The sequence below is a fragment of the Prosthecomicrobium pneumaticum genome, from assembly GCF_014199915.1.
GTDB classification, from domain to species: Bacteria; Pseudomonadota; Alphaproteobacteria; order Rhizobiales; family Kaistiaceae; genus Prosthecomicrobium; species Prosthecomicrobium pneumaticum.
The window spans coordinates 287433-311143 of the sequence record NZ_JACHOO010000002.1; the positions used below are offsets into that span (position 1 = coordinate 287433).

The following is a 23711-nucleotide window of genomic DNA, read 5'->3' on the forward strand; positions in this document are numbered from 1 at the left end:
GTCCTCGGCCGGGAGCTTCCACTCCCCGACCCCCGGTCCGAACGCCTGGAGTTTGCGTGCCCATGACGGGAGTTCACCGGCCTACGATGAGAGGGCGATCCGCTCCGCCGGCGCGCTTGGCGCGCCCCCGTCCCGCCCTCCGGCGCCGCTCCGGTTTCGGCACCCTCCTCTTCAACCGGCTGTTCCTGCCGGCGATCGCCGGTGCGGCGCTGCTCGCCGGCAGCGCGACCGACGTCGCCTATCAGGACGTCGCCGAGATGTTCGGCGGCAAGGTTCCGGCCGCCGAGCGCTGGCTCGCCCGGCTCGTCCCGACGCCGTCCGGCTCGGTGCATGTCGCCTCCCTCGCCCCTTCCGCCGCCGAGCGCCTCGCCGCGACGGCCGAGATCGTCGTGACGCCCCGCCTCGATACGATCGTCAAGGGCGCGGTGGCGCCGACATTCGAGCCGCCCGAGGTCAACCGCGCCCCGAAGGGCGATCTCGCCATGACGCGGCTGCGCCCGGTGGTGGTCAGCGCCTTCACCGCCGGCGTGCTGGCGCGCGAGGCTTCGGTGTTCGACGCCGCGCCGGGCGAGGCCGTTGCGCTTCTGCTGCCCAAGGATGCGACGAAGGCGATCGCCGCCGTCGTCCGCGGCAAGCGCGGGTCCGCCGCCGCCGCGACCCCCGGGGCCGCGGTCGCCGAGACGGACGCGATCGCCTACGCCCCGTCCGATCCCGCCGCCGATGGCGCGCCCTTCGATGCCCTGCTCGGCAAGCCCGGCACCGGCGCGCCGATGGCGATCGGCAAGGACGGTAAACGCGACCATTTCTGGGTCACCTTCCCGATCCCGCAGGCCGCAAAGTCGAAGAGCGAGCAGAGATGCCTCGCCGAGGCGATCTATTTCGAAGCCCGCTCGGAGCCGATCAAGGGCCAGCTCGCGGTCGCCCAGGTGGTGATCAACCGGCTCAAGAACCCGGCCTATCCGGCGACGATCTGCGGCGTCGTCTATCAGAACCGCACCATGCGCAATGCCTGCCAGTTCTCCTTCGCCTGCGACGGCATCAAGGACCGCGTGACCGACCGGCGGGCCTGGTCGACGGCGCAGACGCTCGCGCGGCGGGTGCTGTTCGAGAACAACTGGTGGTCGGCCGATGTCGGCTCGGCGACGCACTATCACGCCACCTATGTCCGGCCGCGCTGGGCGCGGACGATGAAGAAGATGCAGAAGATCGGCCGGCACGTCTTTTACAAGACCTATGGCGGCGGCTGGTCCTAGCCCGCCGCGCTCCGCCCCTCCCGCGCCGGCCGCTGTTGCCGCGCAACCTGACGTGTGAGACTGTCGCCCCGGTTGTCGTGACGCGGGGGGCGGACACACGGTGGGGGCAGAGTTCGGCGGCGTCTTGCGGCCGTTGAAGCGGTACATTGCGGAGCGTGCGCACCGATTCGGCTTCCATTCGGACGGCAAGCCCCGCGGCTGGCTTCGGCGGCTGCTGATCAACAGGCAGAAGCGCCGTCTGCGCTCGGTCGGCCGGCTCATCGCGCTCGACGCGGAGGGCAGCGTCCGGCCGGCTTTCGCGCCCTGGCTGGCGACGCAGGCCGTGCTGATCGGCCAGAGGCTGCCGGGTCGGGAGGAGACGCGCTATGCCGCCCGGATACGGGCGGTGGCGGCGTCCGGCCGGCTCGGCGCCGTGCGCTCGGTCGGCATCGTCTCGACGCCGCACACTCGGTTCGTCGCCGGGACGATCGCGACGGCGCTCGCCGGCACGCGGCTCGCCTGCCGGCTCTACGACGCGCCGCCGGAGGCGGAGCACGATCTCTACATCGTCCTGTGCCCGCAGATGTTCGACCGTCTGCCGCCTCTCGAGCGCACCATCCTGTTCCAGATGGAACAGGTGCGCGCCTCGCAATGGGTCACGCCCGCCTATCTGTCGACGCTCGCGGCGGGCCTCGCCGTGCTCGACTATTCGCTCGACAACATCGCGGCCCTCATCGAACACGGGCTTCCGCTGAAGCAGCTCTATCACGTGCCGATCGAGCCGCCGGCGATGCCGGCCACTCCCCCACCGCCCGGGGGGCAAACCATCGACGTCCTGTTCTACGGCGCGTCGAATGACCGGCGGAGGCGCTATTTCGAGGCGCTCCGCAGCCACGTCGAGCTGCGGGTGGTGACGGAGGTGTTCGGCGACGACCTTTACCGCCTGCTCCGGTCCGCGAAGGTGGTGGTCAACGTCCACTATTATGAAGGCGCGCTGCTCGAGACGACCCGGCTCTCGGAGGCGTTGAGCTTCGGCGCGCGGGTGGTTTCCGAACAGGGCGTCGATCAGGCCGATCAGGGGGCCTTCGAGGATCGCGTCGACTTCGTGCCGACCGGCGACATCGACGCCTTCGTCGCCAGGACCCTCGCAGTGCTCGCGCAGGAGAACCGGCCGGACAAGGCCGAGCCGCCGCGGCCCGTCGCCGAGACGGTCCGGGGAAGCCGCTTCGGCGTGCTGCGGGCGCTGCACGGTGTGGGCGCACTGACGCTCGACGAACTCGATGCGGCGAGCGCCGGCATCGCGCTCCCTTCCGACAGGGTGGTGCTCGCCTTTCCCGAACACATCGCGCGCTTCCGTTTCGCCGAGACGAACCGTCTCGCCGGCGCGGCGGTGTTCCCGTGCCTGCGCCATATCGATGGCTGGAAGGGCTGCGCGGAGAGTTACAAGTTTATCGCCCGCCGCGCGCTCGGTGCCGGCACGACGCGGCTGACCGTCTACGAGGACGACGCCGCCTTCGCGCCCGGAACGGCCGATCGGCTCGCGGCGGTCGAGCGCTATCTCGACGGCCTCGGCGGAGCCTGGGACGTGTTTTCCGGCCTGCTCAGCGATCTCAGGCCCGATTTCGCGGTCTCGCATGTCGAGGAGCGGGACGGCGAGCGGTTCATCCATGTCGACACGGTGATCGGCGCCGTCTTCGCGATCTACAACGCCTCCGCCCTCGGCCTCCTCGCCGCCTTCGAATTCGAGGGCGAGGATCCGGCGCGGCACACGATCGACCGCTATCTCGAACGGCGGGGCCTGCGTTGCATCACGACGGCGGTGCCGGTGGCGGGCCACGCGGCGGCCCTCGACTCGACCCTGTGGCCGGCGACCAACGAAAGGCTCGAAACGATGATCGAGGCGAGCCTGCGCCGTCTCGAGGCCAAAGCCGCGGCCTTCAAACGGGCCGCAGCCCCCGGGACGGCGGATACCTTCGGGTAGAGGGCCGTGATGGAGCCCCGATCCGCCTCCGGATGGGCCCGCCCTACCCGATCTCGACGACGATCCGGCCGCGGACGCGGCCGTCGACGATCGCCCTGGCCTCGTCGAGCACCGCGTCGAACGGAATGGCGCGGGTCATCGCCGCGAGCTTGGCCCGGTCCATGTCGCGGGCGAGCCGGTTCCAGGCGGCCGTGCGCACGGCCTTCGGGGCCCGCACCGATTCGATGCCGTAGAGCGTGACGCCGCGCAGGATGAAGGGCGCGACCGAGCCCGGCAAATCCATCCCGCCGGCATTGCCGCAGGCGGCGACCGCGCCGAAATCGCGGATCATCGACAGCACATTCGCGAGCGTCGCGCCGCCCACCGCGTCGATCGCCCCGACGAAGCGGATTTTCGACAGCGGCCGCGGCGGGCCGGAGAGCTCCGCCCGGTCGATCACCTCCGCCGCGCCGAGGCCCTTCAGATAGTCGGCCTCCTCGGGCCGGCCGGTCGCCGCGACGACGTGATGGCCGAGGCTCGACAGAAGGCTCACCGCCGTCGAGCCGAGGCCGCCGGCGGCCCCGGTGACGAGGATCGGGCCGGAGCCGGGATGGATCTCGTGCCGCTCGAGCGCCATGACGGCGAGCATCGCCGTATAGCCCGCCGTGCCGAGCGCCATCGCCTCGTCGCCGGTAATCCCCGGCGGCAGCGCGATCAGCCATTCGGAGCGAACGCGCGCGCGCTCCGCCCAGAAGCCCCAGTGCAGCTCGCCGACCCCCCAGCCATTGAGGAGCACGCGGTCGCCGACGGCGAAGGCCTCGCTCTCGGAGCCGATCACCGTGCCGACCCCGTCGACCCCCGGGATCATCGGGAAATGGCGGACCACCGGCAGCCGGCCGGTGACGGCGAGCCCGTCCTTGTAATTGATCGTCGAGCGTTCGACCGCGATCGTCACGTCGCCCGGCATCATCGCCGTCTCGTCGATCCGCGTGAAGCCGACCGACTGTCCGCCCGCCGCGTCCTTCTCGATCAGCACCGCCCTGAAGCTCGCCAAAACCGCTCTCCCTCTCGCCCGCCGGCGCGCCAGCCTATTCCGCCGGCTGGAGGCGCGCCACCGGCCGCTCGACGATCGGCAGATGGACGAGCCCGGCGAACACCGCGAGCGCCACCGAAATCCACCAGAACAGGGCATAGGAGCCGGTCTGGTCGTAGATGCGGCCGCCCAGCCAGACGCCGAGGAAGGAGCCGACCTGGTGGGAGAAGAAGACGACGCCGAACAGCATCGCCATGAAGCGGGTGCCGAACATGATGTTGACGAGGCCTTGCGTCGGCGGAACCGTCGACAGCCACAGAAAGCCCATCGCGGCGGAGAAGATGAGCAGCGAGGCGACGCTCGGCGGGGTGAGGATGAAGAGCGTGATGGCGATGCCGCGGCCGAAATAGATCGCCGACAGCACGAGCCGCTTCGGCACCCGGCCGGAGAGCCAGCCGGCGGTGATCGCGCCGGCGATGTTGAAGAGGCCGATCACACCGATCGCCATGCCGCCCCACCAGGGATCGATGCCGATATCGGCGACATAGGGCGGCAGATGGGTGGTGATGAAGGCGACATGGAAGCCGCAGACGAAGAAGCCGGCGATCAGCCAGAGATAGGAGCGGTGGCCGAGTGCCTCGGCGATCGCCCCGCCGGCGCTCTGCTCGACGACGCCGCGCGGACGCGGCTGCGCCCCGCCGCGCAGCACCATGGCGAGGAAGGGCACGACGAGTACGAGCGCCGCCATGGCGACCAGCGCCCCCCGCCAGCCGAAGCCGGCGATGAAGCCCTGGCCGAGCGGGGCGAAGACGAACTGGCCGGCCGAGCCCGCCGCCGTGCCGAGCCCGAAGGCGAGCGGCTTCATCCGCTCCGGCAGCAGCCGCTGGAAGGCGACGAGCACCAGGAAATAGGCAGACGACGCGATGCCGAGCCCCATCAGCACGCCGGCGGTCAGCTGGAGCACCAGCGCGTCGGTGGTGAAGGCCATCAGGACGAGGCCGGCCGCATAGACGACGCTGCCGACGACCAGCACAGGCACCGGCCCGTAGCGGTCGGCGAGCAGTCCCGAGAAGGGCTGCGCGGCGCCCCAGAAGAGGTTCTGCAGCGCGATGGCGAGCGCGAAGACCTCGCGGCTCCAGCCGTTCTCGACGGTCATCGGCGTCAGGAAGAAGCCCATGGTCGAGCGCGGACCGAAGGTCAGCATGGCGATGGCGAGGCCGGCGGCGACGATCACCTCGGGGCGGCGGAACGACGGCGCGACGGGCTGGGCGGACATGGCGGACTCGCGAGGGAAGAAGGCAATGTCGCGAGTCTAAGCCCGAACGCCGCGCCGGGATAATCAAAACGGGTGAAGCGAGCCGCACGACACGCTGATGGATCGGCGGCCGCGCACGCCGGGGAGCCGGCGCAGCCGGACGTTTTTTCCCGCCGCACCGCACGCCGCCTGTCGGATCGCACCGCCGCCGCGCGTCCTCGGCATGGTCGAGTGCAACAGGGAGAAGGGCGATGCGGTTTCTTTGCCTCGTCTATGTCGACGGCGCGACGTTCGAAGGTTTCGGCGAGCAGGATCACCGGCGCCTGATCGAGGAGTCGCTCGCTTATGACGCCGGCCTCACGGCGCGCGGCCATTTCGTCGCCGCCGACGCGCTCGTCGCCCCTTCAGAGGCGGTGACGGTGCGGGTGCGCGGCGGCCGCGTCGCCACGGCGGAAGGCCCCTATGCCGCGGACGGGCCGCAACTCGGCGGCTTCCTCCTCATCGATGCGCGCGATCTCGCCGAGGCGGCCGAGATTGCGGCGGGCGTGCCGATGGCCCGGCACGGCGGCATCGAGGTTCGGCCGGTCATGCCGCTCGGCTGAGCGCGACGTTTGGGCGAGAAGCGGGCCGCCCGGACGGACGGCTCAGAACTTCTCGCCGCGCACGACCTCGACCGGGCCGATCATCAGCATCAGGCCGTGGCTGTCGAGGAGCGGCGCCAGCGCCGTGGCGAGCGCCTCCGCCTTCTCCTCGCCGGTAACGGCGACGAAGAGCACCTTCGCCTCCGCACCGGTCACCTGATCGTCCGACCAGGCGCCGCGCGCACCGACGCCGCCGAGCGTCGGCACGAGCGTGTAATGGACGATGCCGACCCCCGCCGCGGCGGCGGCGACGCGGCGGACCAGCGGCGCGTCGACGAGGATCTCGATCTTCTGGCGGCGGAAGGTGGTGATCATGGCGCGACCATCGTTCCGGCAAGGGCCGTGTAGAAGGGAATGCCGAGCGTGATGTTGAAGGGAAAGGTCACCGCGAGCGACATGGCGAGATAGAGCCCGGCATCGGCCTGCGGCAAGGCGAGCCGCATCGCCGCCGGGACGGCGATATAGGAGGCGCTGCCGGCGAGGATGCCGAGCGCCGCCACGGAACCCGTGTCGAGCCCGACCAGTGTCCCGGCGAGCACGCCGAGCGTGCCGTTCACGACCGGCAAGAGCACGGCGAGCGCCGCGAGCCTCAAGGTGAGCGCCCGCGCCTCGCGCAGCCGCCGTGCGGCGATGAGGCCCATGTCGAGCAGGAACAGGCAGAGCGCGCCGCGGAAGCCGCTCTCGAAGAGCGGCGCGATCGGCGCGAAGCCGGCCTTGCCGGCGATAAGGCCGATGACGAAACTCCCCATCAGCAGGACGACCGAGCCGTTGAGGAGGGTCTCGCGCCACAGGCCATCGCCGCCCGTCGCCGCGCCGCCGGCGAGCCCCCGCCGCGCGAGGAGGAGACCGACGATGATCGCCGGCGTCTCCATCAGGGCGAGCACGGCGACCATGTAGCCGGCGGGCGGCAGGCCGCGGCCGGTGAGGATCTCGACGCCGGTGACGAAGGTGACGACGCTCACCGAGCCGTAATGCGCGGCGACCGCGCCCGCATCGATCGGACCGAGCCGTCCGAACCGGCGCAGTGCCGCAAAGGCGAGGAAGGGCAGCAGAAGGCTGAGCGCGAGCCCCGCGCCCGCCGCGGCGAAGATTTCGGTCGAGAAGCCGCTCTGCCGCACCTCGACGCCGCCCTTGAGGCCGATCGAGGCCATCAGATAGAGCGACAGGCCCTTCGCCACCGCCTCCGGCACCGAAAGATCCGATCGCGCGAAGGCCGCCGCGGCCCCGAGAACGAAGAACAGGATGATCGGCGAGAAGAGTGCTTCGAGACCACCGGACATGACACGCCCCCGGCCGGCCGCGGATCGGCCGGATCCCGCCCCCGACCCGTTTCGGAGGCATCGAGGGCGCTTATACGGCGCGCCGAGCGATCCGGATCACAGGCCGACGTCGGGGGCTCCGGAAAAGTGCATGCCATCGGCGACGGCGCCGGACCGTACGCGCTGCCGGCCGGCCGGCGCGGCGAAAGCGGCCGGAAAGGACGGCCGCCCGCTCTCCCCGTCCGCCGGTCCCCGGCGCGCCCGGCCGCCCGACCTCAGCGGCGGTCGAAATCCGGACTGCAGACGCTGACCACGGTGCGCATCACCCGGCGCGGATGACCATGACAGGAAACGGTGCGGTGGAAGCGGACGCCGGGCAGCCGCTCGACATGGACGTGGCAGGCGCAGTCCTCGCCGCCGCTCGCGACACGCCGTGGGGGACGCTTCGAGCCGCCGCAATGGGAGGGAACGGCGGCGACGAAGCCGTGCGTCGCGTTCGGATAGGGATTGCAGGGGTCGTAGACCGTCGTCGGGGCGCCCCCGCCGCCGGGGCGGTTGCCGCCGCCGGAGCCGGGGGTGTTGGAGGGGCCGGCGGTCTGCGCCGCGGCGGGCGCGGCGAGACCGATGAGGGCCGCGGCGGCGAGCGAGAGGAGCAGGCGGGCGGGCTTGCGAGAGGCGGAGGGCATGCGGGCGTTTCCTGGTGCGTTTCTGGCACGTCGCGCCGGCACTCCCGCCGCGGGACTTTCCCGCGGCGTGGACGGCGCTTCCCCGGACCCCGGTCCGACCGTTTCGGTGCGGATCGTCGAGGCGAGCATCGCGCGGCGCCGGCGCCCTGTCTGTTACGCCGCTCACACCCGGCTTCGCGTGCGGCGGCCCGCCTTGACCCGCCGCGCGGCGCGCGGATAGGGTGCGCCGCCCTCGTCCGGGGCGATTTTCAAGGCAGGCGCGCGTGTCCGACGTCCTTCCGCCGCATATGCGGCCCGACCGATCCTTTCAGGGCCTGATCCTGGCGCTGCAGCGCTTCTGGGCCGATCAGGGCTGCGTCATCCTGCAGCCCTACGACATGGAGGTGGGTGCCGGCACCTTCCATCCGGCGACGACGCTGCGCGCCCTCGGCCCGACGCGCTGGCGCGCCGCCTATGTCCAGCCGTCGCGCCGGCCGAAGGACGGCCGCTATGGCGAGAACCCCAACCGGCTGCAGCACTATTACCAGTTCCAGGTGATCCTGAAGCCGAACCCGCCCAATCTGCAGGAGCTCTATCTCGCCTCGCTCGCGGCGATCGGCATCGACACCGCCCTGCACGACGTGCGCTTCGTCGAGGACGACTGGGAAAGCCCGACGCTCGGCGCCTGGGGCCTCGGCTGGGAGTGCTGGTGCGACGGCATGGAAGTGTCGCAGTTCACCTATTTCCAGCAGGTCGCCGGCTTCGAATGCAGCCCGGTCTCCGGCGAACTGACCTACGGGCTCGAGCGGCTGGCGATGTATGTCCAGGGCGTCGAAAACGTCTACGACCTCAATTTCAACGGCCGCGACGGCGACGAGAAGGTCTCCTATGGCGAGGTCTTCAAGCAGGCCGAGGAAGAGTATTCGCGGCACAATTTCGAATATGCCGATACCGAAATGCTGAAGCGACATTTCGAGGATGCGGAGCGCGAATGCCGGGCGCTGCTCGAAGCCGGCGAGGCGCCGATGGACGCCAATGACCGCCGCCACCGCTGCGTCCTGCCGGCCTATGACCAGACGATCAAGGCGAGTCACCGCTTCAACCTGCTCGACGCCCGCGGCGTGATCTCGGTCACCGAACGGCAGAGCTACATCCTGCGCGTGCGCGAACTCGCCAAGGCCTGCGGCGAAGCCTGGCTCCGCACGGCCGCCGGCGGCGCGGGATGAGAGCTTTTAGTTTGGTATAGAATCCACGCTCAGGTTTATAGGAAACGGCGGTTTGATATAAACCTCAGGCAAGGTTGAAAGTGGACAAGGCAGCCTTCGAACGTTCGCCTTCCGGCCGCCTCGCCCCGACGCTCGACGGCCAGTGGGGGTTCGTGCCCGCCGACCTTCCGCCCGCGCTCGACGCGGCCGCCGTGTTCAATCCCACGGTCCGTGCCACACAGGCCCTTGGCGAGCTGAACGGCATCCTCCGGACCCTGCCCGATCCGTATATCCTGATCTATCCGCTGCAGGCGAAGGAAGCGCTCACTTCGTCGAGCATGGAAGGCACCTTCACGACCGTCGATGCGCTGCTGCTCGCGGAGGCGGGCTTTGCAGGCTCGTCGGAAAGCAGCGACACCCGCGAAGTGCGAAACTATTCGATCGCCCTGCGCAATGCCGTGAAGAGCCTCGAGGAAGTCCCGCTTTCGCTCCGGACCATCCGGGGCGCTCATCGGGATCTCATGACAGGCGTCACCCGGTCTCGGGGCGCCCATGTCAGGGCGGGTGAGTTCAAGGACCGGCAGAACTGGATCGGCGCCGCGACGATCGAAGCCGCCCGCTTCGTGCCGACACCGCCCATCGAAACGGCCGAATGCCTCGATCGGCTGGAGCGATATATTCACAGGCAGAACCGCAACGACACCCCGGCGATCCTCGACGCCGCGCTCGTCCACTACCAGTTCGAGACCGTGCACCCCTTCGGGGACGGGAACGGCCGCGTCGGCCGCATCCTGATCCCCGTCATGCTCTATGAACGGGGCGTGCTCTCGCATCCCGCGCTCTTCGTCAGCCCTGTCCTGGAACGCCGGAAGAACGAATACATCGACCGGATGTTCGAGGTCTCCCGCACCGGAGACTGGGTCGGCTGGATCGCCTTCTTCATGGACGTCGTATCGGACACCTGCCGCGAGACCATCGCGACCGCCGACCGATTGCTCGCGATGCGGGAGCGCTACCGCCAATCGCTGCAGGGCGCCGGCCGGTCCGCCCTGCTTCTGTCGGTGGTCGACCGGCTCTTCACCCATCCCGTTTTCTCGATCCCGCAGCTTGCGGAGCACCTTTGCGTGACGTATCCGGCTGCTCAGAAGCACGTCGCGCTGCTCACATCGCTCGACATCGTCGAAGAGATCGAAGGGACGTCCTATCCGAAGTTCTTCGCCGCGCGCGGAGTCTTGAACACCATCGCAGGACAGGCCTGATGCCCGACCTTCTGATCGAACTCTTCTCCGAGGAAATTCCCGCGCGGATGCAGCGGCGAGCGGCGGAGGACCTGAAGAAGCTGGTCACCGACGCGCTCGTCGAGGCCGGGCTGCATTATGAGGCCGCCAAGGCCTTCGCGACGCCGCGCCGGCTCGCCCTGTCGGTCGTCGGCGTGCCGGCGCAGTCGGCCGCGACGCGGGAGGAGCGCAAAGGCCCGCGCGTCGGTGCGCCCGATGCCGCGGTGGCGGGCTTCCTCAAATCGGCCGGCCTCGCCTCGCTCGACGAGGCGACCGTCCAGTCCGACCCGAAGAAGGGCGATTTCTACGTCGCCGTCATCGAGCGGCCCGGCCGGGCGGCGGCCGAGATCGTCGCCGAGGCGATGCCGAAAATCATCCGCGGCTTCCCCTGGCCGAAATCGATGCGCTGGGGCACCGGCCGGCTCGCCTGGGTGCGGCCGCTGCAGTCGATCCTCGCCACCTTCGGGCCCGAGACCGAGGAGCCGGAGGTGGTCGCCTTCGAGGTCGACGGCATCGTCGCCGGCGACACCACACGCGGCCATCGCTTCCATGCGCCGGAGCCGATCCGGGTCCGCCGCTTCGAGGATTACGTGGCGAAGCTCGAGCGGGCAAAGGTCGTGCTCGATGCCGACCGGCGCAAGGCGATCATCCTCGCCGATGCGAAGAACCGCGCCTTCGCGCTCGGACTCGATCTCGTCGAGGACGAGGCGCTGCTCGAGGAGGTCGCCGGCCTCGTCGAATGGCCGGTCGTGCTCGTCGGCGCCTTCGAGGAGGATTTTCTCGCCATCCCGCCGGAGGTGATCCGCACCACCATCCGCGCCAACCAGAAGTGCTTCGTGCTCAGGAAGCCGGATGGCGGCCTTGCCAACCGCTTCGTGCTCGTCGCCAATATCGAGGCGAGCGATGGCGGCGGCCAGATCGTCGCCGGCAATGGCCGGGTGATCCGCGCCCGCCTGTCGGACGCGCTCTATTTCTGGAACACCGACCGGCGGCCCCTGCCCGGCTTCGACGAGCGCCTGAAGCCGCTCGACCAGCGGCTCGAGAAGATCCGCGCGCAGGGCATCGTCTTCCACGAGAAGCTCGGCACGCAGGCCGAGCGGATCGACCGGATCGAGCGCCTGGCCGCCGAGATCGCGCCCCGCGTCGGCGCCGACGAGGCGAAGGCGCGCCGCGCCGCCCGCCTCGCCAAGGCCGACCTCGTCACCGAGGTGGTCGGCGAGTTCCCGGAGCTGCAGGGCCTGATGGGGCGCTATTATGCGGCCGCGCAGGGCGAGGACGCCTCGGTCGCGACGGCGATCGAGGACCATTACAAGCCGCAGGGTCCGGGCGACCGGGTGCCCGCCGATCCGGTGGCGATCGCCGTCGCGCTCGCCGACAAGCTCGATACGCTCGCCGGCTTCTGGGCGATCGACGAGAAGCCGACCGGCAGCAAGGACCCCTATGCGCTCCGCCGCGCCGCGCTCGGCGTGATCCGCATCGTGCTCGAGAACGGGCTCCGGCTGCCGCTCTGGACGGCGCTGCGGCGGCAGGCGCTGGTGATCCGGCGCCGGATCGCCCAGCTCGCCAATGCCGACATGCTCGAAGAGCTCGACGACCTGATCGACACCGTGCTCACCCGCGCCGGATCGGCGCGCGCCGTCGATCTGCTCGAGATCGCCGCCGACGAACTGGCGGCGGGCGGCACGGCGCGCAGCTATGTCGCGGCGGCCGAGCGCGACGCCGACGACCTGCTCGCCTTCTTCCACGACCGCCTGAAGGTGCAGTTGCGCGAGCAGGGCGCGCGGCACGATCTCGTCGACGCCGTGCTCTCGGACGGCGCGGCACAGGACGATCTGGTGCTGATCGTGCGGCGGGTCGATGCGCTCGCGCGCTTCCTCGATACGGAGGACGGCCGGAACCTTCTCGCCGGCTATCGCCGCGCGGCGAACATCCTGCGCGCCGAGGAGAAGAAGGGCGAGCGCTTCGACGGGACGATCGACATGAGCCATCTGTCCGAGCCGGAAGAGGTCGCGCTCGCCGCCGCGGTGGCGCAGGCCGGGGCCGAGGCGGAAGCGGCGGTGGCGCGCGAGGATTTCGAGGCCGCGATGGCCGCGCTCGCGTGGCTCCGCGCGCCCGTCGACGCCTTCTTCGAGAAGGTGCTCGTCAACGCCGACCACCCGGTCACCCGCGCCAACCGGCTGAACCTGCTCGCCGCGATCCGCAGCGCGACGCGCTTCGTCGCCGATTTCTCGAAGATCGGCGGGTAGGTCGGGCCGCCGCCGGCCCGCCCCGACAGGACGGGTTCGGCGAAAGGCGCCCGCGGGCCGGCCGCCCGCTTCGCCGGGAGGATGGTCGCGACGCCCGGCCGCGAGGGCGGTGGCGGGCACGCCCGGACGGCGGGTGCACCGCTCCGACGGGGCCGCAGTGCCGCCCTTCGCCGGAGCCGTTGCGGAAGCGCTATTCCGTCCGGTCGACCGGACGATAGAGGCCGGTCTCGGGATCGTGCACCAGCGTCGCGATCGGCCGGTCGGCGCCGGTGCGCTCCATGTCGCGCAGGCGCGCGCCGACCTTGGCGCGGGCCTTTTCGATCCGCCGCAGGGCGAGCACGGTCACCGTGCCGATCATGGCGATCAGAAGAAGTTGCGGCATCGTCCTCATGCTCCCGGCGTCTGCCCCCGTCGCCCCGCCCCGGCGCCTCAGAGCCCGTAGCGCGCCCACAGCGCGCGCTCCTCGACGGCGGCGAGCGCAGCCTGCGCAAGATCGGGACGCATCATGGCCGATCCATGGCCGAGCCGGCCGCCGACGAGCGAGCGCACGAGGCCGCGCCGGCCGCCGACCGGCCGCAGCACCACCCGCTCGCCATAGCGCGCCCGCAGCGCGCTGCGCAGATCGCCGACCCGGTCGACGAGGCCGAGCTCGACGCCGCGCAGGCCCGACCAGAAGGCGCCGGTGAAGAGCGCCGGGTCCTCGACGAGCCGCGCGCCGCGCCGGGTGCGGACGAGATGGATGAACATGTCGTGCACGTCGCGCTGCAGCGCCTTCAGGTGCACGACGTCGCTCTCCCGCTCGGGCTGGAAGGGATCGAGCATCGCCTTGTTCTCGCCCGCGGTGTGGACGCGCCGCTCGATGCCGAGCCTGTCGAGCAGCCCGACGAAGCCGAAGCCGGCCGAGACGACGCCGATCGAGCCGACGATCGAGGAGGGATCGACGAGGATCTCGTCGCCGGCGAGCGCGATCAGATAGCCGCCCGATGCCGCGACGTCCTCGACGGCGACGATCACCGTCTTGCCGCTCTCCTCGGCGAGCGCCCTGATGCGTCCGAAGATCAGATGCGACTGCACCGGCGAGCCGCCCGGCGAGTTGATCGTGATCGCCACCGCCGGCCCGCGCATGGCGAAGGCCTTCTTCAGCGGACCGGCGAGGCTTGCGAGCGTCACGCCCTGGCGAAACGGGCCGACCGCGCCGATCGCGCCGGCGATGCGGACGACGGGAACGATCACGGCGTCGCCGCCGAGCGCCGGCGGCAGCATGCGCTTCAGCCGGGTGAAGGAGGAAGGCTTGGCGTGGGAGGAAGGCGTGGCCGTTGCGGTCGCCGTGTCGGTCATGGCGTCTCCTCGGAAGGCAAAGGGGGAACGGACCGGGGATAACGGACGGCGCGCGCCCAGGCTCCGTCGATCTCGGCGAGGCCGGCGCCCTCGCGAAGGATCGCGCCCGGCCCGGCGAGGAAGCCGGAGCCCGAAGGCCCGTGCAGGACGAGGCCCGGCAGGAGCGCCGGCGCGCCGCGGCTGCCCTTGACGGCGTGGACGATGAGCCGGTGCGCCGGCACGCCGGCGCGCGGATGGACGGGCAGGAGGATGGTCTCCCCGAACCGGCCGGCGAGCCCGGCGAGAAGATCGGCAAGGAGATCGACATGCAGGATCGCGGCGAGCGTGCCGCCCGGCGCGACGAGGGCCGCCGCCGCCCGCAACCAGGGATCGAGCCCCGCCGGACCGAGCACATGCGCACCCGCCCGCGCCGCCGCCGGCGAGGCGCGCACCGCGCCGGCGCTGTAGAAGGGCGGGTTGACGATCGCCGCATCGGCGACGCCGTCGGCAAGGCCGGCCGCCGCGCGCGCGGACGGAACGAGGAGATCGGCGGCGGCGATATCGACCCGCGCCGCGAAGCCGGCATTGGCCGGCCGGCAGAGCGCGGCGGCCGCGAGCGCGACGAGCTCCGCCTCCCGCTCGACGAGGGTCACCCGCGCCGCCGGGCAGCGCGCCGCGACGGCCATGCCGGCGACGCCCGCTCCGGCGCCGAGATCGAGCACCCGGCCGCGCATCGTCGCCGGCAGGGTGGCGGCGAGCAGGATGGCGTCGAGCCCGGAGCGATGATGGCCGCGGGCCGGCTGAACGGCCTCGACCCGGCCGCCGAGAAAGGCGTCGACGGTCGGCTCCGGCGTCACCGGCCGTTTCCCTCCGGACGCAGTTCGGCCGCCACACCCGCCTCGACGAGCAGCGCCCGGGCGGCGTCCGCCTCCTCCGCATCGACGAGGACCCGGCGCGGCAGCACGCCGAGCGAGCCTTCCATGACGCTCATATGCGCATCGGCGACGAAATGACCGATCCCCGCCTCCTTGAGCAGCGACTCGACGAAGGAGATCAGGACCAGGTCGTTGGTGCGGATGAGCTCTTCCATGGTGCCCGAGATTAATCCCCGTAGTGGAGAAAGACAGCGGCGTTGTTCCCACCGGCGAACGGGAGTGGCGCGCAGGCGTGCCGCTGCTGAACGCGACCCATGATTGCAGCGACGCGGAAGGCGTGCCACCCTGTCCCTTGCCGCACCGCAACGCCGACCCTATTGTCCGGCGCAATCGAAGTCACGCCAGGAGACCGACTTGGGCGTCGTGGTTCCCCTCGAAGAGGGCAAGAAGCGGGGCGGAGCGCGCATCGAGCCGCTCGTCGCGCTGGTCCAGGCCGATATGGAGCGCGTCAACGAGCTGATCCTGTCGAAGGCCGGCTCCGATGTCTCGATGATCCCGGAGGTCGCCAACCACCTGATCTCGTCGGGTGGCAAGCGGCTCCGGCCGATGCTGACGCTCGCCGCGGCGCGGATGAGCGGCTATCGCGGCGAGGGCCATGTGAAGCTCGCCGCCTCGGTCGAGTTCATGCACACCGCGACGCTGCTGCACGACGATGTCGTCGACGAGAGCGACATGCGCCGCGGCAAGCCGGCGGCGCGCAAGGTCTGGGGCAATCAGGCGAGCGTGCTGGTCGGCGATTTCCTGCTCGGCCAGGCCTTCAAGATGATGGTCGATGTCGGCTCGCTCGACGCGCTCGACGTGCTCGCCACCGCGGCGTCCGTCATCGCCGAGGGCGAGGTGATGCAGCTCGCCGCGGCGAAGAGCATGACGACGACCGAGGACGAGTATCTCGCCGTGATCCGGGCGAAGACCGCGGCGCTCTTCTCGGCAGCGGCCGAGGTGGGACCGATCGTCGCCGGCAAGGGCCGCTCGGAACGGGCCGCCTTCCGCTCCTATGGCACCAATCTCGGCCTCGCCTTCCAGCTCGTCGACGACGCGCTCGATTATGGCGGTTCCTCCGCCGATCTCGGCAAGAATGTCGGCGACGATTTCCGCGAGGGCAAGATCACCCTCCCCGTCGTGCTCTCCTACCGCCGCGGCTCGGATGCCGACCGCGCCTTCTGGCAGAGGGCGCTCGAGCGCGGCGAGATCGGCGAGGGCGACCTCGAACAGGCGATCGGGATGATGCGGACGCACCGGGCGATCGAGGACACGATCGAGCGGGCGCGCCATTTCGGCGCGGTGGCGCGGGACGCGCTCGCCCCCTTCCCCGATGACGGCTTCAAGGCCGCCCTGCTCGAGGTGGTCGATTTCTGCATCGAACGGGCGCACTGACCCTGCGGCGGAGCGCGGCGGCATCCGCGATTGCCGCCGTGCCGTAAAAGGGCCATGCTGACCGTTCAGGGCTGTCGCAGACGCCCTAGGAACAGACCGGGTCGATCCGCATGAAGCGCAAAGCCGTCGCTGCCCTCCGCCTCGCCGGGCTCCTCGCGGCGCTGCCGCTCGCGCCGCTCGCCGCGCAGGCGACGGCGCGCACGGTCGACGATTACGGCGTGTCGACGCCGACCGGCGCCTATCTCGCCGGCATGAGCGCGATGACGGCGGGCGACAATCAGGCGGCGGCGGCCTTCTTCGAGGCGGCGCTCGATCAGGATCCCGATAATCCGGCACTGCTGCAGCAGACCTTCATGCTGAAGCTGTCGGCCGGCGATGTCGAGGGCGCGGTGCCGCTCGCCCGCCAGCTCGTCGGCCTCGATACCGGCGACGGCTTCGCGGAGCTGGTGCTCGGCTGTCAGGCGCTGAAGGCCGGCGATTTCGCCGGCGCCTCGCGGAATTTCGTCGACGGCAATGGCGGCGCCCTCGCCAACATCACATCGGGCCTGCTCGCCGCCTGGGCGGCGGAGGGCCGCGGCGAGACGGACGCGGCGCTCAAGATCGTCGACACGCTGCAGGGGCCGTCCTGGTACGGCGTCTTCAAGACCTTCCACGCCGCGCTGATCGCCGAACATGCGGGACGGATCGACGAGGCGCGGCGCTTGTTCGAGAAATCCTATGCCGCCGATCCGTCGCCGTTGCGCGTCGTCGAAGCCTATGTCCGCTTCGAGGCGCGTCATGGCGGCCGCGACAAGGCGCTGAAGGCGCTCGCCGATTTCCGCAACAGCGCGGTGACGCATCCGACGACGTCGGCGCTCGAGGCCGAGATCGGCCGCGGCGGCCGGCCCGCGGCGCTGCTGCGCGATCCGGCGGCGGGCGCGGCCGAGGCGCTCTATGGTCTGGGCTCTGCGCTCGGCACCGACAGCGGCGGCCAGCAATTCGCCACCGTCTATCTGCAGCTCGCCCTCTATCTCGCGCCCGGCAACGAGCTCGCCCTGATGGCGCTCGGCGATCTCTACCAGACCCTGCAGCGGCAGGAGCCGGCGATCGCCATCTTCGACCGGATTCCGGCCGGCTCGCCGCTGCGGCGCAGCGCCGACATCCAGGTCGCGCTGTCGCTCGACGCGCTCGACCGTCCGCAGGAGGCGGTGGCGCGGCTCGAGACGCTGACCGCAGCCGATCCGCGCGACGTCGAGGCCTGGGCGGCGATCGGCCAGATCCAGCGCGGCCGCAAGGCGTTCGCGCAGTCCGCCGAGGCCTACAGCAAGGCGATCGCCGCGCTGCCGGCCGGCGCCCGCAACTGGAGCCTCCATTATGCCCGCGGTATCGCCTATGAGCGCACCAAGCGTTGGGCCGAGGCGGAGGCGGACTTCCTGAAGGCGCTCTCGATCCAGCCCGAACAGCCGCAGGTGCTCAACTATCTCGGCTATTCCTGGATCGACCGCGGCATCAACATCGAGCGCGGCACCGCGCTGATCAAGAAGGCGGTGGAGCTGCGCCCCGACGACGGCTACATCGTCGACAGCCTCGGCTGGGCCTATTACAAGACCGGCCATTACGACGAGGCGGTGGCCCAGCTCGAACGGGCGGTCGAGCTGCGCTCCGATGATCCGACGATCAACGATCATCTCGGCGACGCCTATTGGAAGACCGGCCGCAAGCTCGAGGCGACCTTCCAGTGGCGCCATGCGCGCGACCTCGGACCCGAGCCGGAAGATCTCACGAGGATCGAGGCGAAGCTCGAAAAAGGCCTCGACCGGGCCGAGGAGACCAAGGTCGCGGCGATCGCGCCGACCACCTCGACCGATGCCGGCGACAAGCCCGCCACCGTCTCCGAAGTGACGGTCGGCGCCGGCGACACGCTGTGGACGATCGCCGAGCGCGTCTATGGCGACGGCCATCTCTACCGCAAGCTGCTCGAAGCGAACCGGGCGGTGATCGTCGACCCGAACCGGCTGCCGGCCGGCCTGACGCTGACCGTGCCGCCCGCCGGTGCGCAGCGCTGACGAGGCCCGCGTTCTCGACGCCGAGGACGCGCCCGCCAAGATCAATCTCGCTTTGCACGTCACCGGCCGCCGGCCGGACGGCTATCACGAGCTCGACAGCCTCGTCGTCTTCGCGACGGCCGGCGACCGGCTGGAGAGGCTCGACCGCGGCCCGCCGCTCGCCCTCGCCGGCCGGTTCGCCGCGGAACTCGAAACCCTCGCTCCGGCCGACAATCTGGTGCTGAAGGCGGTCGCCGCGCTCGGCCTTCCCCCCGCCCCGCTCCGCCTCGACAAGCGCCTGCCGGTCGCCTCCGGCCTCGGCGGCGGCTCGGCCGATGCCGCGGCGGCGATCCGCCTTCTCGCCCGCAGTGCCGGTGCGGCCGTTGATCCCGGGGCCGCCGCGCGCCGCCCGCTCGCCCCCGGCCCGCTTGCGGATGAGGTCCGCCGGCTCGGTGCCGACGTGCCGATGTGCCTCCTCGGCCGTCCCGTGCGGGCGGGCGGCATCGGCGAGCGGCTCGCGCTGCTGCCCGGCCTGCCCACCCTGCCGCTGGTGCTCGTCAATCCGGGGGCCGCCGTGTCGACGCCGGCCGTGTTCGCCCGGCTCGAGCGCCGGGACAATCCGCCGCTCCCCGACTTGCCGGCCGCGTTCGCCGACGCCGCCGCCCTCGCCGCCTGGCTCGCCGCGACGCGGAACGACCTCGAGGCGCCGGCGATCGCGCTCGAACCTTCGATCGCGACGGCCCTCGGCCTGTTGCGCAGCCGCGGGGACTGTCTCGCCGCCCGCATGTCGGGGTCGGGTGCCACCGTGTTCGGCCTCTTCCCCGACGAGCCCGCCGCCGCGCGGGCCGCCGCGGCGATCGCCGCCGCCCGGCCGGACTGGTGGGTGGTCGCGACGATCGCGCCCGGCACGGTGGCGGAGCCGGCCGCGACCGCCTAGATTATCGAGCGAGCGCTTCCGCTCAGCGAGGACGCCATGGCCCGGATCGACGAGAGCCTGCCCTTCATCCCGGTGCGCTTCGCGGTTCTCACCGTCTCCGACACGCGCTCGCTCGAAACCGACAAATCCGGCACCACGCTCGCCGAGCGGATCACGGCGGCCGGCCACCATCTCGCCGAACGGGCGATCGTGCCGGACGATGTCGAAGAGATCCGCGCCATCGTCTCGTGCTGGATCGAGGACGCCTCGATCGACGCGATCGTCACCACCGGCGGCACCGGCTTCACCGGCCGCGACGTCACGCCGGAGGCGATCGAGCCGCTGTTCGAGAAGCGGATGGAGGGCTTCTCCGCCCTCTTCCATCGGGTGAGCTATGAGGTGATCGGCGTCTCGACGATCCAGTCGCGGGCGACCGCCGGCCTCGCCAATGCGACCTTCGTGTTCGTGCTGCCCGGCTCGCCCGGCGCCTGCCGCGACGCCTGGGACAACATTCTCGCGCCGCAGTTCGACTACCGGACGCGCCCCTGCAATTTCGTCGAGATCATGCCCCGCCTCGACGAACACCTGAAGCGCGGCAAGCTGAAGGCCTGAGCGAGGCCGCAAAAACTCCGGAAAGATTGCTTGGAGACAGCAGCCACGGCGCGCCGCCGCACCGGAAGTCGCGCTCGCTGGTCAGATCGTCACCAGCCACGTCGTGAGAATTGGACGAGGCTCGCCCCCGATAAATGGCAGTTGCGGCATATCCTTAATCAAGAACGGACGCTTGGCGCTACAAAAGGCAGCAGCTATCTCGACTATCAGATCTTTTCCATGAATCTCAATACACCAGTCGAACTTTCTATTAGATAGAATGTCTATGTTGCTTGGAATAACCTCTCTCTCGCCTCCCTCTATATCCATTTTGATAAGACCGCTCTCCATATTACTTATCAGGTCGTGGATCGTAATACCCTCACCCGGCTCCGCCCTGCAATATTTCTCAATAATATCTATACTTAAACTCCGATACTCATTCCAGTTTCTTGGCGCCAATAGCTGCTCTCCGACGTCAGGTTCCACCGAGATTACCCTTACGTCTCTATGCCCCGCCCTGCTAGCGGCATAAGAAAAACCATAAGTATGATACCCGTTATTTGCTCCAATGTCGATAAAATTCGAATGACTTTGAATCTTCTGAGATAACCATGCGTTAAGAACGTACTCGTAAAGGCCCCATATCTTTCTTTTTGACGTATTTTTGTTCAGAAGCATTGGAGCCCCACGGAAGGGGCCCCTTCGGATTACCGTTCTTTTCGACGCAGACATCTCGATCTATTTCTCTCAGAAAGTGTGCGGCGATTTATTTCTTTAACCCATAATAGCCGGGCCGTCTCTCAGGTGGCCAATCAGACGGGGCGCGCAACGTAAGGTCAAGCCCAAAGCTGTGTGCCACTGAACCAGTCCGGATTCCGCTGCTTGTCGGGTATCTTGCCGCTGCCCCCTCCGCCGCTCAGGCGGCGAGGCGGCCGAACAGGCGCGGCGGCACGCGCAGCGCGAAGAGCACCAGGCGGACGAACGCCTTCGCTCCCCGCGGCGCATCGGCGGCCTCGCCGGAGAGCACCGCGCGGGCGCGGAGGAAGGTCAGCCGGCTGCGGCCGATCCGCCGCGCCAGATCCGCGTCGACGAAGGCCGGCAAGGCGCGATGGCCGCCGACCTCGCGATAGAGCCGCCGCGGCACCAGCAGCCCCTCCTCGTGATAGGGCGCGAAGAGCAGCCGGGCGCGGAGCGCCGCGCCGAACTCCCCCATCCGCTCGCGCCAGCCATAGCCCGCCCGGGCGTGCCGGAAGGCCGCGGCGCGGAGCCGCCTGCCGCCGCCCGCCATCAGCGTGCGGTCGATGAACTCCTGCGCCTCGCGCTGCCAGGACGGCTCGAGCACGACGCGCGGCGAGATGAAGAGCAGCCAGTCGGAGCGGGCGCTGTCGGCCGCGGACGCGAGTTCCGCGCCGAGCGGGCCGCGTGCGGCGACGAAGCGGCAGCCGGCCGCGTCGGCGACGGCCGCCGTGCCGTCGGTCGAGCCGAGATCGACCACGATCACCTCGCGGATCGTCCCGTCGGCGGCGGCCGGAACGAGCGCGGCGAGCGCATAAGCGAGCGCGGTCTCGTCGTCCCGTGTCGGCAAGATGACGCTGATCATGCCCCGTTTTAGCCGGTTTCGCGCGAAGTTGCGAGAAAGTTGAACTATCGCGTGAGGGTTCTGCGACGCCACGGCACGCCGGACGATTATGTTCTTGATTTGTTCCGACGCTGGGCCTAGGAATAAGATCATGAGCCTGAGCCATCCCATTCCCGTCGGCCTCGACCCGCTGATCCTCCCCGCGGAGCCGGGTCCCGCCGTGCCGATCGATCCGGAGCGGCGCCGCGGCCGCGGCGCGGAATCGAACCGGTCGGGCCGGTTCGAGAAGCTCGCCTTCGTGCCCTTCGACGACGGCTGGCAGAGCCTCGACGAACTGCCGCCCTTCAAGACCGAGGTTCAGGTCGAAAAGGCGCGGAAGATCATCACCCGCAACGAATCGCCCGATATCTCCTTCGACCGGTCGATCAATCCCTATCGCGGCTGCGAGCACGGCTGCGTCTACTGTTTCGCCCGGCCGACCCACGCCTATATGGGCCTCTCGGCCGGTCTCGATTTCGAGAGCAAGCTGTTTGCGAAGCCCGATGCGGCGAAGCTGCTGGAACGCGAGCTGTCGGCCGAGGGCTACAAGCCGCGCACCATCGCGATCGGCACCAACACCGACCCCTATCAGCCGATCGAGAAGACGCACCGGATCATGCGCGAGATTCTCGAGGTGCTCGACCGCTTCGGCCATCCCGTGGCGATCGTCACGAAGTCGGCGCTGGTGCTGCGCGATGTCGACATCCTGTCGCGCATGGCCGAGCGCGGCCTCGCCAAGGTCGCGCTCTCGGTGACGACGCTCGACCGCAAGCTCGCCCGCGCCATGGAGCCGCGGGCGGCGACGCCGACGCGCCGGCTGGAAGCGATCCGCGGCCTCGCGCAGGCCGGCGTGCCGGTCGGTGTGATGACGGCGCCGCTCATCCCCGCGCTCAACGACAGCGAGATCGAGCGCATTCTCGACGCCGCCGCTGCGCAGGGCGCGACCGAGGCCGGCTATGTCCTCTTGCGCCTGCCGCTCGAAGTTTCGGAGCTCTTCCGCGAATGGCTGGCGCGCAACTATCCGGATCGCTACCGGCACGTCATGAGCGTGCTGCGCTCGATGCGCGGCGGCGCCGATTACGATGCGGAATGGGGCAAGCGGATGCGCGGCGACGGCCCCTATGCCTGGCAGATCGGCCGCCGCTTCGAACTGGCGGTGAAGCGGCTCGGTCTCAACCGTCGCACGACCCGGCTGCGGACCGACCTCTTCGCCCCGCCGATCGCGCGGGGCGGCCAGTTGAGCCTCTTCTGACCCGGCGGGTCGAAGGGGGTGGACGAAGCCTTGCCGGTGCCGGGAAGGGGCCGACCGGCATAGGGCACCGGAACGGCATGCGGTCGGGTGGACGATGACGGCGGCGGCTGCGGGGAGCGGCGCTCTCCGGCCCGGAACGAGGCGCGGCGGGGGCGCTGCGCCTTGCACAGGGCCGGCCGTCGACCGCCGGACGGTGCGATCGTGCCGAAGGAAGAGAGATTTTCGGCCGGACGTTAGGGCCGTCTTCACCATTGCGGGCCGTCAATCGGGCGGGGTCCGTGTCGAGTGAGGATTCAGGATGAGCAGCGATATCGTCGGCCGCGTGGCGCTCTTCGTCGACGGCGGAACGCTTTCTCCCGGCTGTGCCGCTCCCCTTCTCGCCGCGATCGGCCGTTCCGGTGACCTGCTGATCGCCCGGCTGCACGGATGCGCGCCCGCCGATGTCTGGCCGGACTGGATGGAGACGGTGGTGCTCGACGGCCGCACCCTCGTCACCGAGCGCAGCCGCCACGGCGCCGAGCTCGCGTTGGCGCTCGATGTGGTCGAGATGCTGCAGAGCCGCAGCCTCGACGGCCTGATCATCGCCTCCGACGACAGCCGTTTTGCCGGCCTCGCGCTCGCCGTGCGCGCGGCGGGCGTCGCGGCGCACGGCATCGGCACGGCGCACGCCTCCGAGGCCTACCGCGCCGCCTTCTCGTCCTGGACGACGCTGCCCGCCGAGGCCGCCGCCCCGGCGGCGCCCGTGACGGCGCGGATCGGTGCGGAGCGTGCACCCGCCTCCGAACCCGAAGCCGAGACCGCCGCGGCGGACACCGGAGCCGGCAAGCGCGGCGGCAAGACCGGGGGCCGGCGCCGCAAGGCGGCGTGACGAAAGGCGCAGCCGACCCGGCTTGCCCCGGCGCCCGAGC

The 23711-nt window shown here is 70.4% G+C and carries 23 protein-coding genes; 12 read left to right on the forward strand and 11 right to left on the reverse strand.

Translation table 11 applies throughout. The annotated features are described in order from the left end of the window. Positions 1-116 precede the first annotated feature (116 nt). Together GGQ63_RS04985 and GGQ63_RS04990 are read left to right on the forward strand one after the other, a co-directional pair. The gene (locus GGQ63_RS04985; RefSeq protein WP_183853176.1) at positions 117-1253 is read left to right on the forward strand and encodes a cell wall hydrolase; all 1137 of its coding nucleotides are present in this window, start codon (positions 117-119) and stop codon (positions 1251-1253) included. A gap of 133 nt (positions 1254-1386) precedes the next feature. After that, positions 1387-3213 carry a glycosyltransferase family protein gene (locus GGQ63_RS04990; RefSeq protein WP_183853177.1) on the forward strand — a complete coding sequence of 609 codons (1827 nt, stop codon included), beginning with the start codon at positions 1387-1389 and terminating at the stop codon, positions 3211-3213. A 43-nt stretch (positions 3214-3256) separates the two neighbouring features. Here GGQ63_RS04990 and acuI read toward each other — a convergent pair whose 3' ends face one another. Both acuI and GGQ63_RS05000 read right to left on the reverse strand, forming a co-directional pair. After that, complete coding sequence (acuI, locus tag GGQ63_RS04995) at positions 3257-4246, reverse strand: acrylyl-CoA reductase (NADPH) (protein ID WP_246429625.1); 990 nt, start codon at positions 4244-4246, stop codon at positions 3257-3259. A gap of 34 nt (positions 4247-4280) precedes the next feature. Further along, the gene (locus GGQ63_RS05000; RefSeq protein WP_183853181.1) at positions 4281-5501 is read right to left on the reverse strand and encodes an MFS transporter; all 1221 of its coding nucleotides are present in this window, start codon (positions 5499-5501) and stop codon (positions 4281-4283) included. 230 nt (positions 5502-5731) lie between these two features. On the opposite strand from GGQ63_RS05000, the gene GGQ63_RS05005 reads away from it, so the two are divergent. After that, complete coding sequence (locus tag GGQ63_RS05005) at positions 5732-6082, forward strand: YciI family protein (protein WP_183853184.1); 351 nt, start codon at positions 5732-5734, stop codon at positions 6080-6082. A 42-nt stretch (positions 6083-6124) separates the two neighbouring features. Here the strand turns inward: GGQ63_RS05005 and GGQ63_RS05010 are convergent, their stop codons facing one another. The 3 genes from GGQ63_RS05010 to GGQ63_RS05020 form a co-directional block, all read right to left on the reverse strand. Further along, positions 6125-6436 (reverse strand): P-II family nitrogen regulator, encoded by a 312-nt coding sequence (locus tag GGQ63_RS05010; protein ID WP_210308390.1) that lies wholly within the window; start codon positions 6434-6436, stop codon positions 6125-6127. Further along, entirely contained in the window at positions 6433-7401 is a 969-nt protein-coding gene (locus GGQ63_RS05015) for a sodium-dependent bicarbonate transport family permease (RefSeq protein ID WP_183853186.1), read from the reverse strand. The genes GGQ63_RS05010 and GGQ63_RS05015 overlap by 4 nt, the downstream gene beginning before the upstream one ends. A 254-nt stretch (positions 7402-7655) precedes the next feature. Continuing rightward, complete coding sequence (locus GGQ63_RS05020) at positions 7656-8066, reverse strand: hypothetical protein (protein ID WP_183853188.1); 411 nt, start codon at positions 8064-8066, stop codon at positions 7656-7658. Between the two features lie 287 nt (positions 8067-8353). Between GGQ63_RS05020 and GGQ63_RS05025 the strand changes: the two genes are divergently transcribed. The 3 genes from GGQ63_RS05025 to glyS all read left to right on the forward strand — a co-directional run bounded on the left by GGQ63_RS05025 (position 8354) and on the right by glyS (position 12773). Beyond that, positions 8354-9271, forward strand: a complete 918-nt coding sequence (locus GGQ63_RS05025) for a glycine--tRNA ligase subunit alpha (protein ID WP_183854024.1) — start codon at positions 8354-8356, stop codon at positions 9269-9271. An 80-nt stretch (positions 9272-9351) separates the two neighbouring features. Next, positions 9352-10509 carry a Fic/DOC family N-terminal domain-containing protein gene (locus tag GGQ63_RS05030; RefSeq protein WP_183853190.1) on the forward strand — a complete coding sequence of 386 codons (1158 nt, stop codon included), beginning with the start codon at positions 9352-9354 and terminating at the stop codon, positions 10507-10509. Beyond that, positions 10509-12773 (forward strand): glycine--tRNA ligase subunit beta, encoded by a 2265-nt coding sequence (glyS, locus tag GGQ63_RS05035; protein ID WP_183853192.1) that lies wholly within the window; start codon positions 10509-10511, stop codon positions 12771-12773. The genes GGQ63_RS05030 and glyS overlap by 1 nt, the downstream gene beginning before the upstream one ends. A 190-nt stretch (positions 12774-12963) precedes the next feature. Here the strand turns inward: glyS and GGQ63_RS05040 are convergent, their stop codons facing one another. The 4 genes from GGQ63_RS05040 to GGQ63_RS05055 all read right to left on the reverse strand — a co-directional run bounded on the left by GGQ63_RS05040 (position 12964) and on the right by GGQ63_RS05055 (position 15180). Continuing rightward, positions 12964-13155 (reverse strand): hypothetical protein, encoded by a 192-nt coding sequence (locus GGQ63_RS05040; RefSeq protein WP_183853195.1) that lies wholly within the window; start codon positions 13153-13155, stop codon positions 12964-12966. 47 nt (positions 13156-13202) lie between these two features. Beyond that, the gene (locus GGQ63_RS05045) at positions 13203-14036 is read right to left on the reverse strand and encodes a S49 family peptidase (protein ID WP_183854026.1); all 834 of its coding nucleotides are present in this window, start codon (positions 14034-14036) and stop codon (positions 13203-13205) included. Between the two features lie 71 nt (positions 14037-14107). Beyond that, positions 14108-14947: a methyltransferase gene (locus tag GGQ63_RS05050; protein ID WP_183853197.1), complete on the reverse strand. Its 840-nt coding sequence runs from the start codon at positions 14945-14947 to the stop codon at positions 14108-14110. Further along, positions 14944-15180 (reverse strand): putative signal transducing protein, encoded by a 237-nt coding sequence (locus GGQ63_RS05055; protein ID WP_183853199.1) that lies wholly within the window; start codon positions 15178-15180, stop codon positions 14944-14946. The genes GGQ63_RS05050 and GGQ63_RS05055 overlap by 4 nt, the downstream gene beginning before the upstream one ends. A gap of 199 nt (positions 15181-15379) precedes the next feature. Here GGQ63_RS05055 and GGQ63_RS05060 point away from each other — a divergent pair, with 199 nt between their 5' ends. The 4 genes from GGQ63_RS05060 (at position 15380) to moaB (ending at position 19951) form a co-directional block, all read left to right on the forward strand. Beyond that, on the forward strand, positions 15380-16399 hold the full coding sequence (locus tag GGQ63_RS05060; RefSeq protein WP_183853202.1) for a polyprenyl synthetase family protein: 1020 nt from the start codon (positions 15380-15382) through the stop codon (positions 16397-16399). Positions 16400-16509: 110 nt separating this feature from the next. Further along, the gene (locus GGQ63_RS05065) at positions 16510-18444 is read left to right on the forward strand and encodes a tetratricopeptide repeat protein (RefSeq protein WP_183853204.1); all 1935 of its coding nucleotides are present in this window, start codon (positions 16510-16512) and stop codon (positions 18442-18444) included. Further along, entirely contained in the window at positions 18431-19360 is a 930-nt protein-coding gene (locus tag GGQ63_RS05070; protein WP_183853206.1) for a 4-(cytidine 5'-diphospho)-2-C-methyl-D-erythritol kinase, read from the forward strand. The genes GGQ63_RS05065 and GGQ63_RS05070 overlap by 14 nt, the downstream gene beginning before the upstream one ends. Before the next feature lie 36 nt (positions 19361-19396). Beyond that, positions 19397-19951 carry a molybdenum cofactor biosynthesis protein B gene (moaB, locus tag GGQ63_RS05075; RefSeq protein ID WP_183853208.1) on the forward strand — a complete coding sequence of 185 codons (555 nt, stop codon included), beginning with the start codon at positions 19397-19399 and terminating at the stop codon, positions 19949-19951. Between the two features lie 81 nt (positions 19952-20032). On the opposite strand, the gene GGQ63_RS05080 is transcribed toward moaB, so the two are convergent. Together GGQ63_RS05080 and GGQ63_RS05085 are read right to left on the reverse strand one after the other, a co-directional pair. Further along, positions 20033-20611: a class I SAM-dependent methyltransferase gene (locus GGQ63_RS05080; RefSeq protein WP_183853210.1), complete on the reverse strand. Its 579-nt coding sequence runs from the start codon at positions 20609-20611 to the stop codon at positions 20033-20035. A 238-nt stretch (positions 20612-20849) separates the two neighbouring features. Next, positions 20850-21533: a glycosyltransferase gene (locus GGQ63_RS05085; protein ID WP_183853212.1), complete on the reverse strand. Its 684-nt coding sequence runs from the start codon at positions 21531-21533 to the stop codon at positions 20850-20852. 130 nt (positions 21534-21663) lie between these two features. On the opposite strand from GGQ63_RS05085, the gene GGQ63_RS05090 reads away from it, so the two are divergent. Together GGQ63_RS05090 and GGQ63_RS05095 are read left to right on the forward strand one after the other, a co-directional pair. Beyond that, a complete protein-coding gene (locus tag GGQ63_RS05090; RefSeq protein ID WP_183853214.1) occupies positions 21664-22803 on the forward strand; it encodes a PA0069 family radical SAM protein in 1140 nt (379 codons plus the stop codon). A gap of 298 nt (positions 22804-23101) precedes the next feature. Further along, a complete protein-coding gene (locus GGQ63_RS05095; RefSeq protein WP_183853216.1) occupies positions 23102-23671 on the forward strand; it encodes an NYN domain-containing protein in 570 nt (189 codons plus the stop codon). The last annotated feature ends 40 nt before the right edge of the window (positions 23672-23711 follow it).

Bases quoted from the DNA above. Each gene is read 5' to 3' on its own strand.
- GGQ63_RS05000 (WP_183853181.1), bottom strand. From the start codon at position 5,501: ATGTCCGCCCAGCCCGTCGCGCCGTCGTTCCGCCGCCCCGAGGTGATC.
- GGQ63_RS05005 (WP_183853184.1), top strand. From the start codon at position 5,732: ATGCGGTTTCTTTGCCTCGTCTATGTCGACGGCGCGACGTTCGAAGGT.
- GGQ63_RS05010 (WP_210308390.1), bottom strand. From the start codon at position 6,436: ATGATCACCACCTTCCGCCGCCAGAAGATCGAGATCCTCGTCGACGCG.
- GGQ63_RS05015 (WP_183853186.1), bottom strand. From the start codon at position 7,401: ATGTCCGGTGGTCTCGAAGCACTCTTCTCGCCGATCATCCTGTTCTTC.
- GGQ63_RS05020 (WP_183853188.1), bottom strand. From the start codon at position 8,066: ATGCCCTCCGCCTCTCGCAAGCCCGCCCGCCTGCTCCTCTCGCTCGCC.
- GGQ63_RS05025 (WP_183854024.1), top strand. From the start codon at position 8,354: ATGCGGCCCGACCGATCCTTTCAGGGCCTGATCCTGGCGCTGCAGCGC.
- glyS (WP_183853192.1), top strand. From the start codon at position 10,509: ATGCCCGACCTTCTGATCGAACTCTTCTCCGAGGAAATTCCCGCGCGG.
- GGQ63_RS05040 (WP_183853195.1), bottom strand. From the start codon at position 13,155: ATGCCGCAACTTCTTCTGATCGCCATGATCGGCACGGTGACCGTGCTC.
- GGQ63_RS05045 (WP_183854026.1), bottom strand. From the start codon at position 14,036: ATGCTGCCGCCGGCGCTCGGCGGCGACGCCGTGATCGTTCCCGTCGTC.
- GGQ63_RS05055 (WP_183853199.1), bottom strand. From the start codon at position 15,180: ATGGAAGAGCTCATCCGCACCAACGACCTGGTCCTGATCTCCTTCGTC.
- GGQ63_RS05065 (WP_183853204.1), top strand. From the start codon at position 16,510: ATGAAGCGCAAAGCCGTCGCTGCCCTCCGCCTCGCCGGGCTCCTCGCG.
- moaB (WP_183853208.1), top strand. From the start codon at position 19,397: ATGGCCCGGATCGACGAGAGCCTGCCCTTCATCCCGGTGCGCTTCGCG.
- GGQ63_RS05080 (WP_183853210.1), bottom strand. From the start codon at position 20,611: ATGCTTCTGAACAAAAATACGTCAAAAAGAAAGATATGGGGCCTTTAC.
- GGQ63_RS05085 (WP_183853212.1), bottom strand. From the start codon at position 21,533: ATGATCAGCGTCATCTTGCCGACACGGGACGACGAGACCGCGCTCGCT.
- GGQ63_RS05090 (WP_183853214.1), top strand. From the start codon at position 21,664: ATGAGCCTGAGCCATCCCATTCCCGTCGGCCTCGACCCGCTGATCCTC.
- GGQ63_RS05095 (WP_183853216.1), top strand. From the start codon at position 23,102: ATGAGCAGCGATATCGTCGGCCGCGTGGCGCTCTTCGTCGACGGCGGA.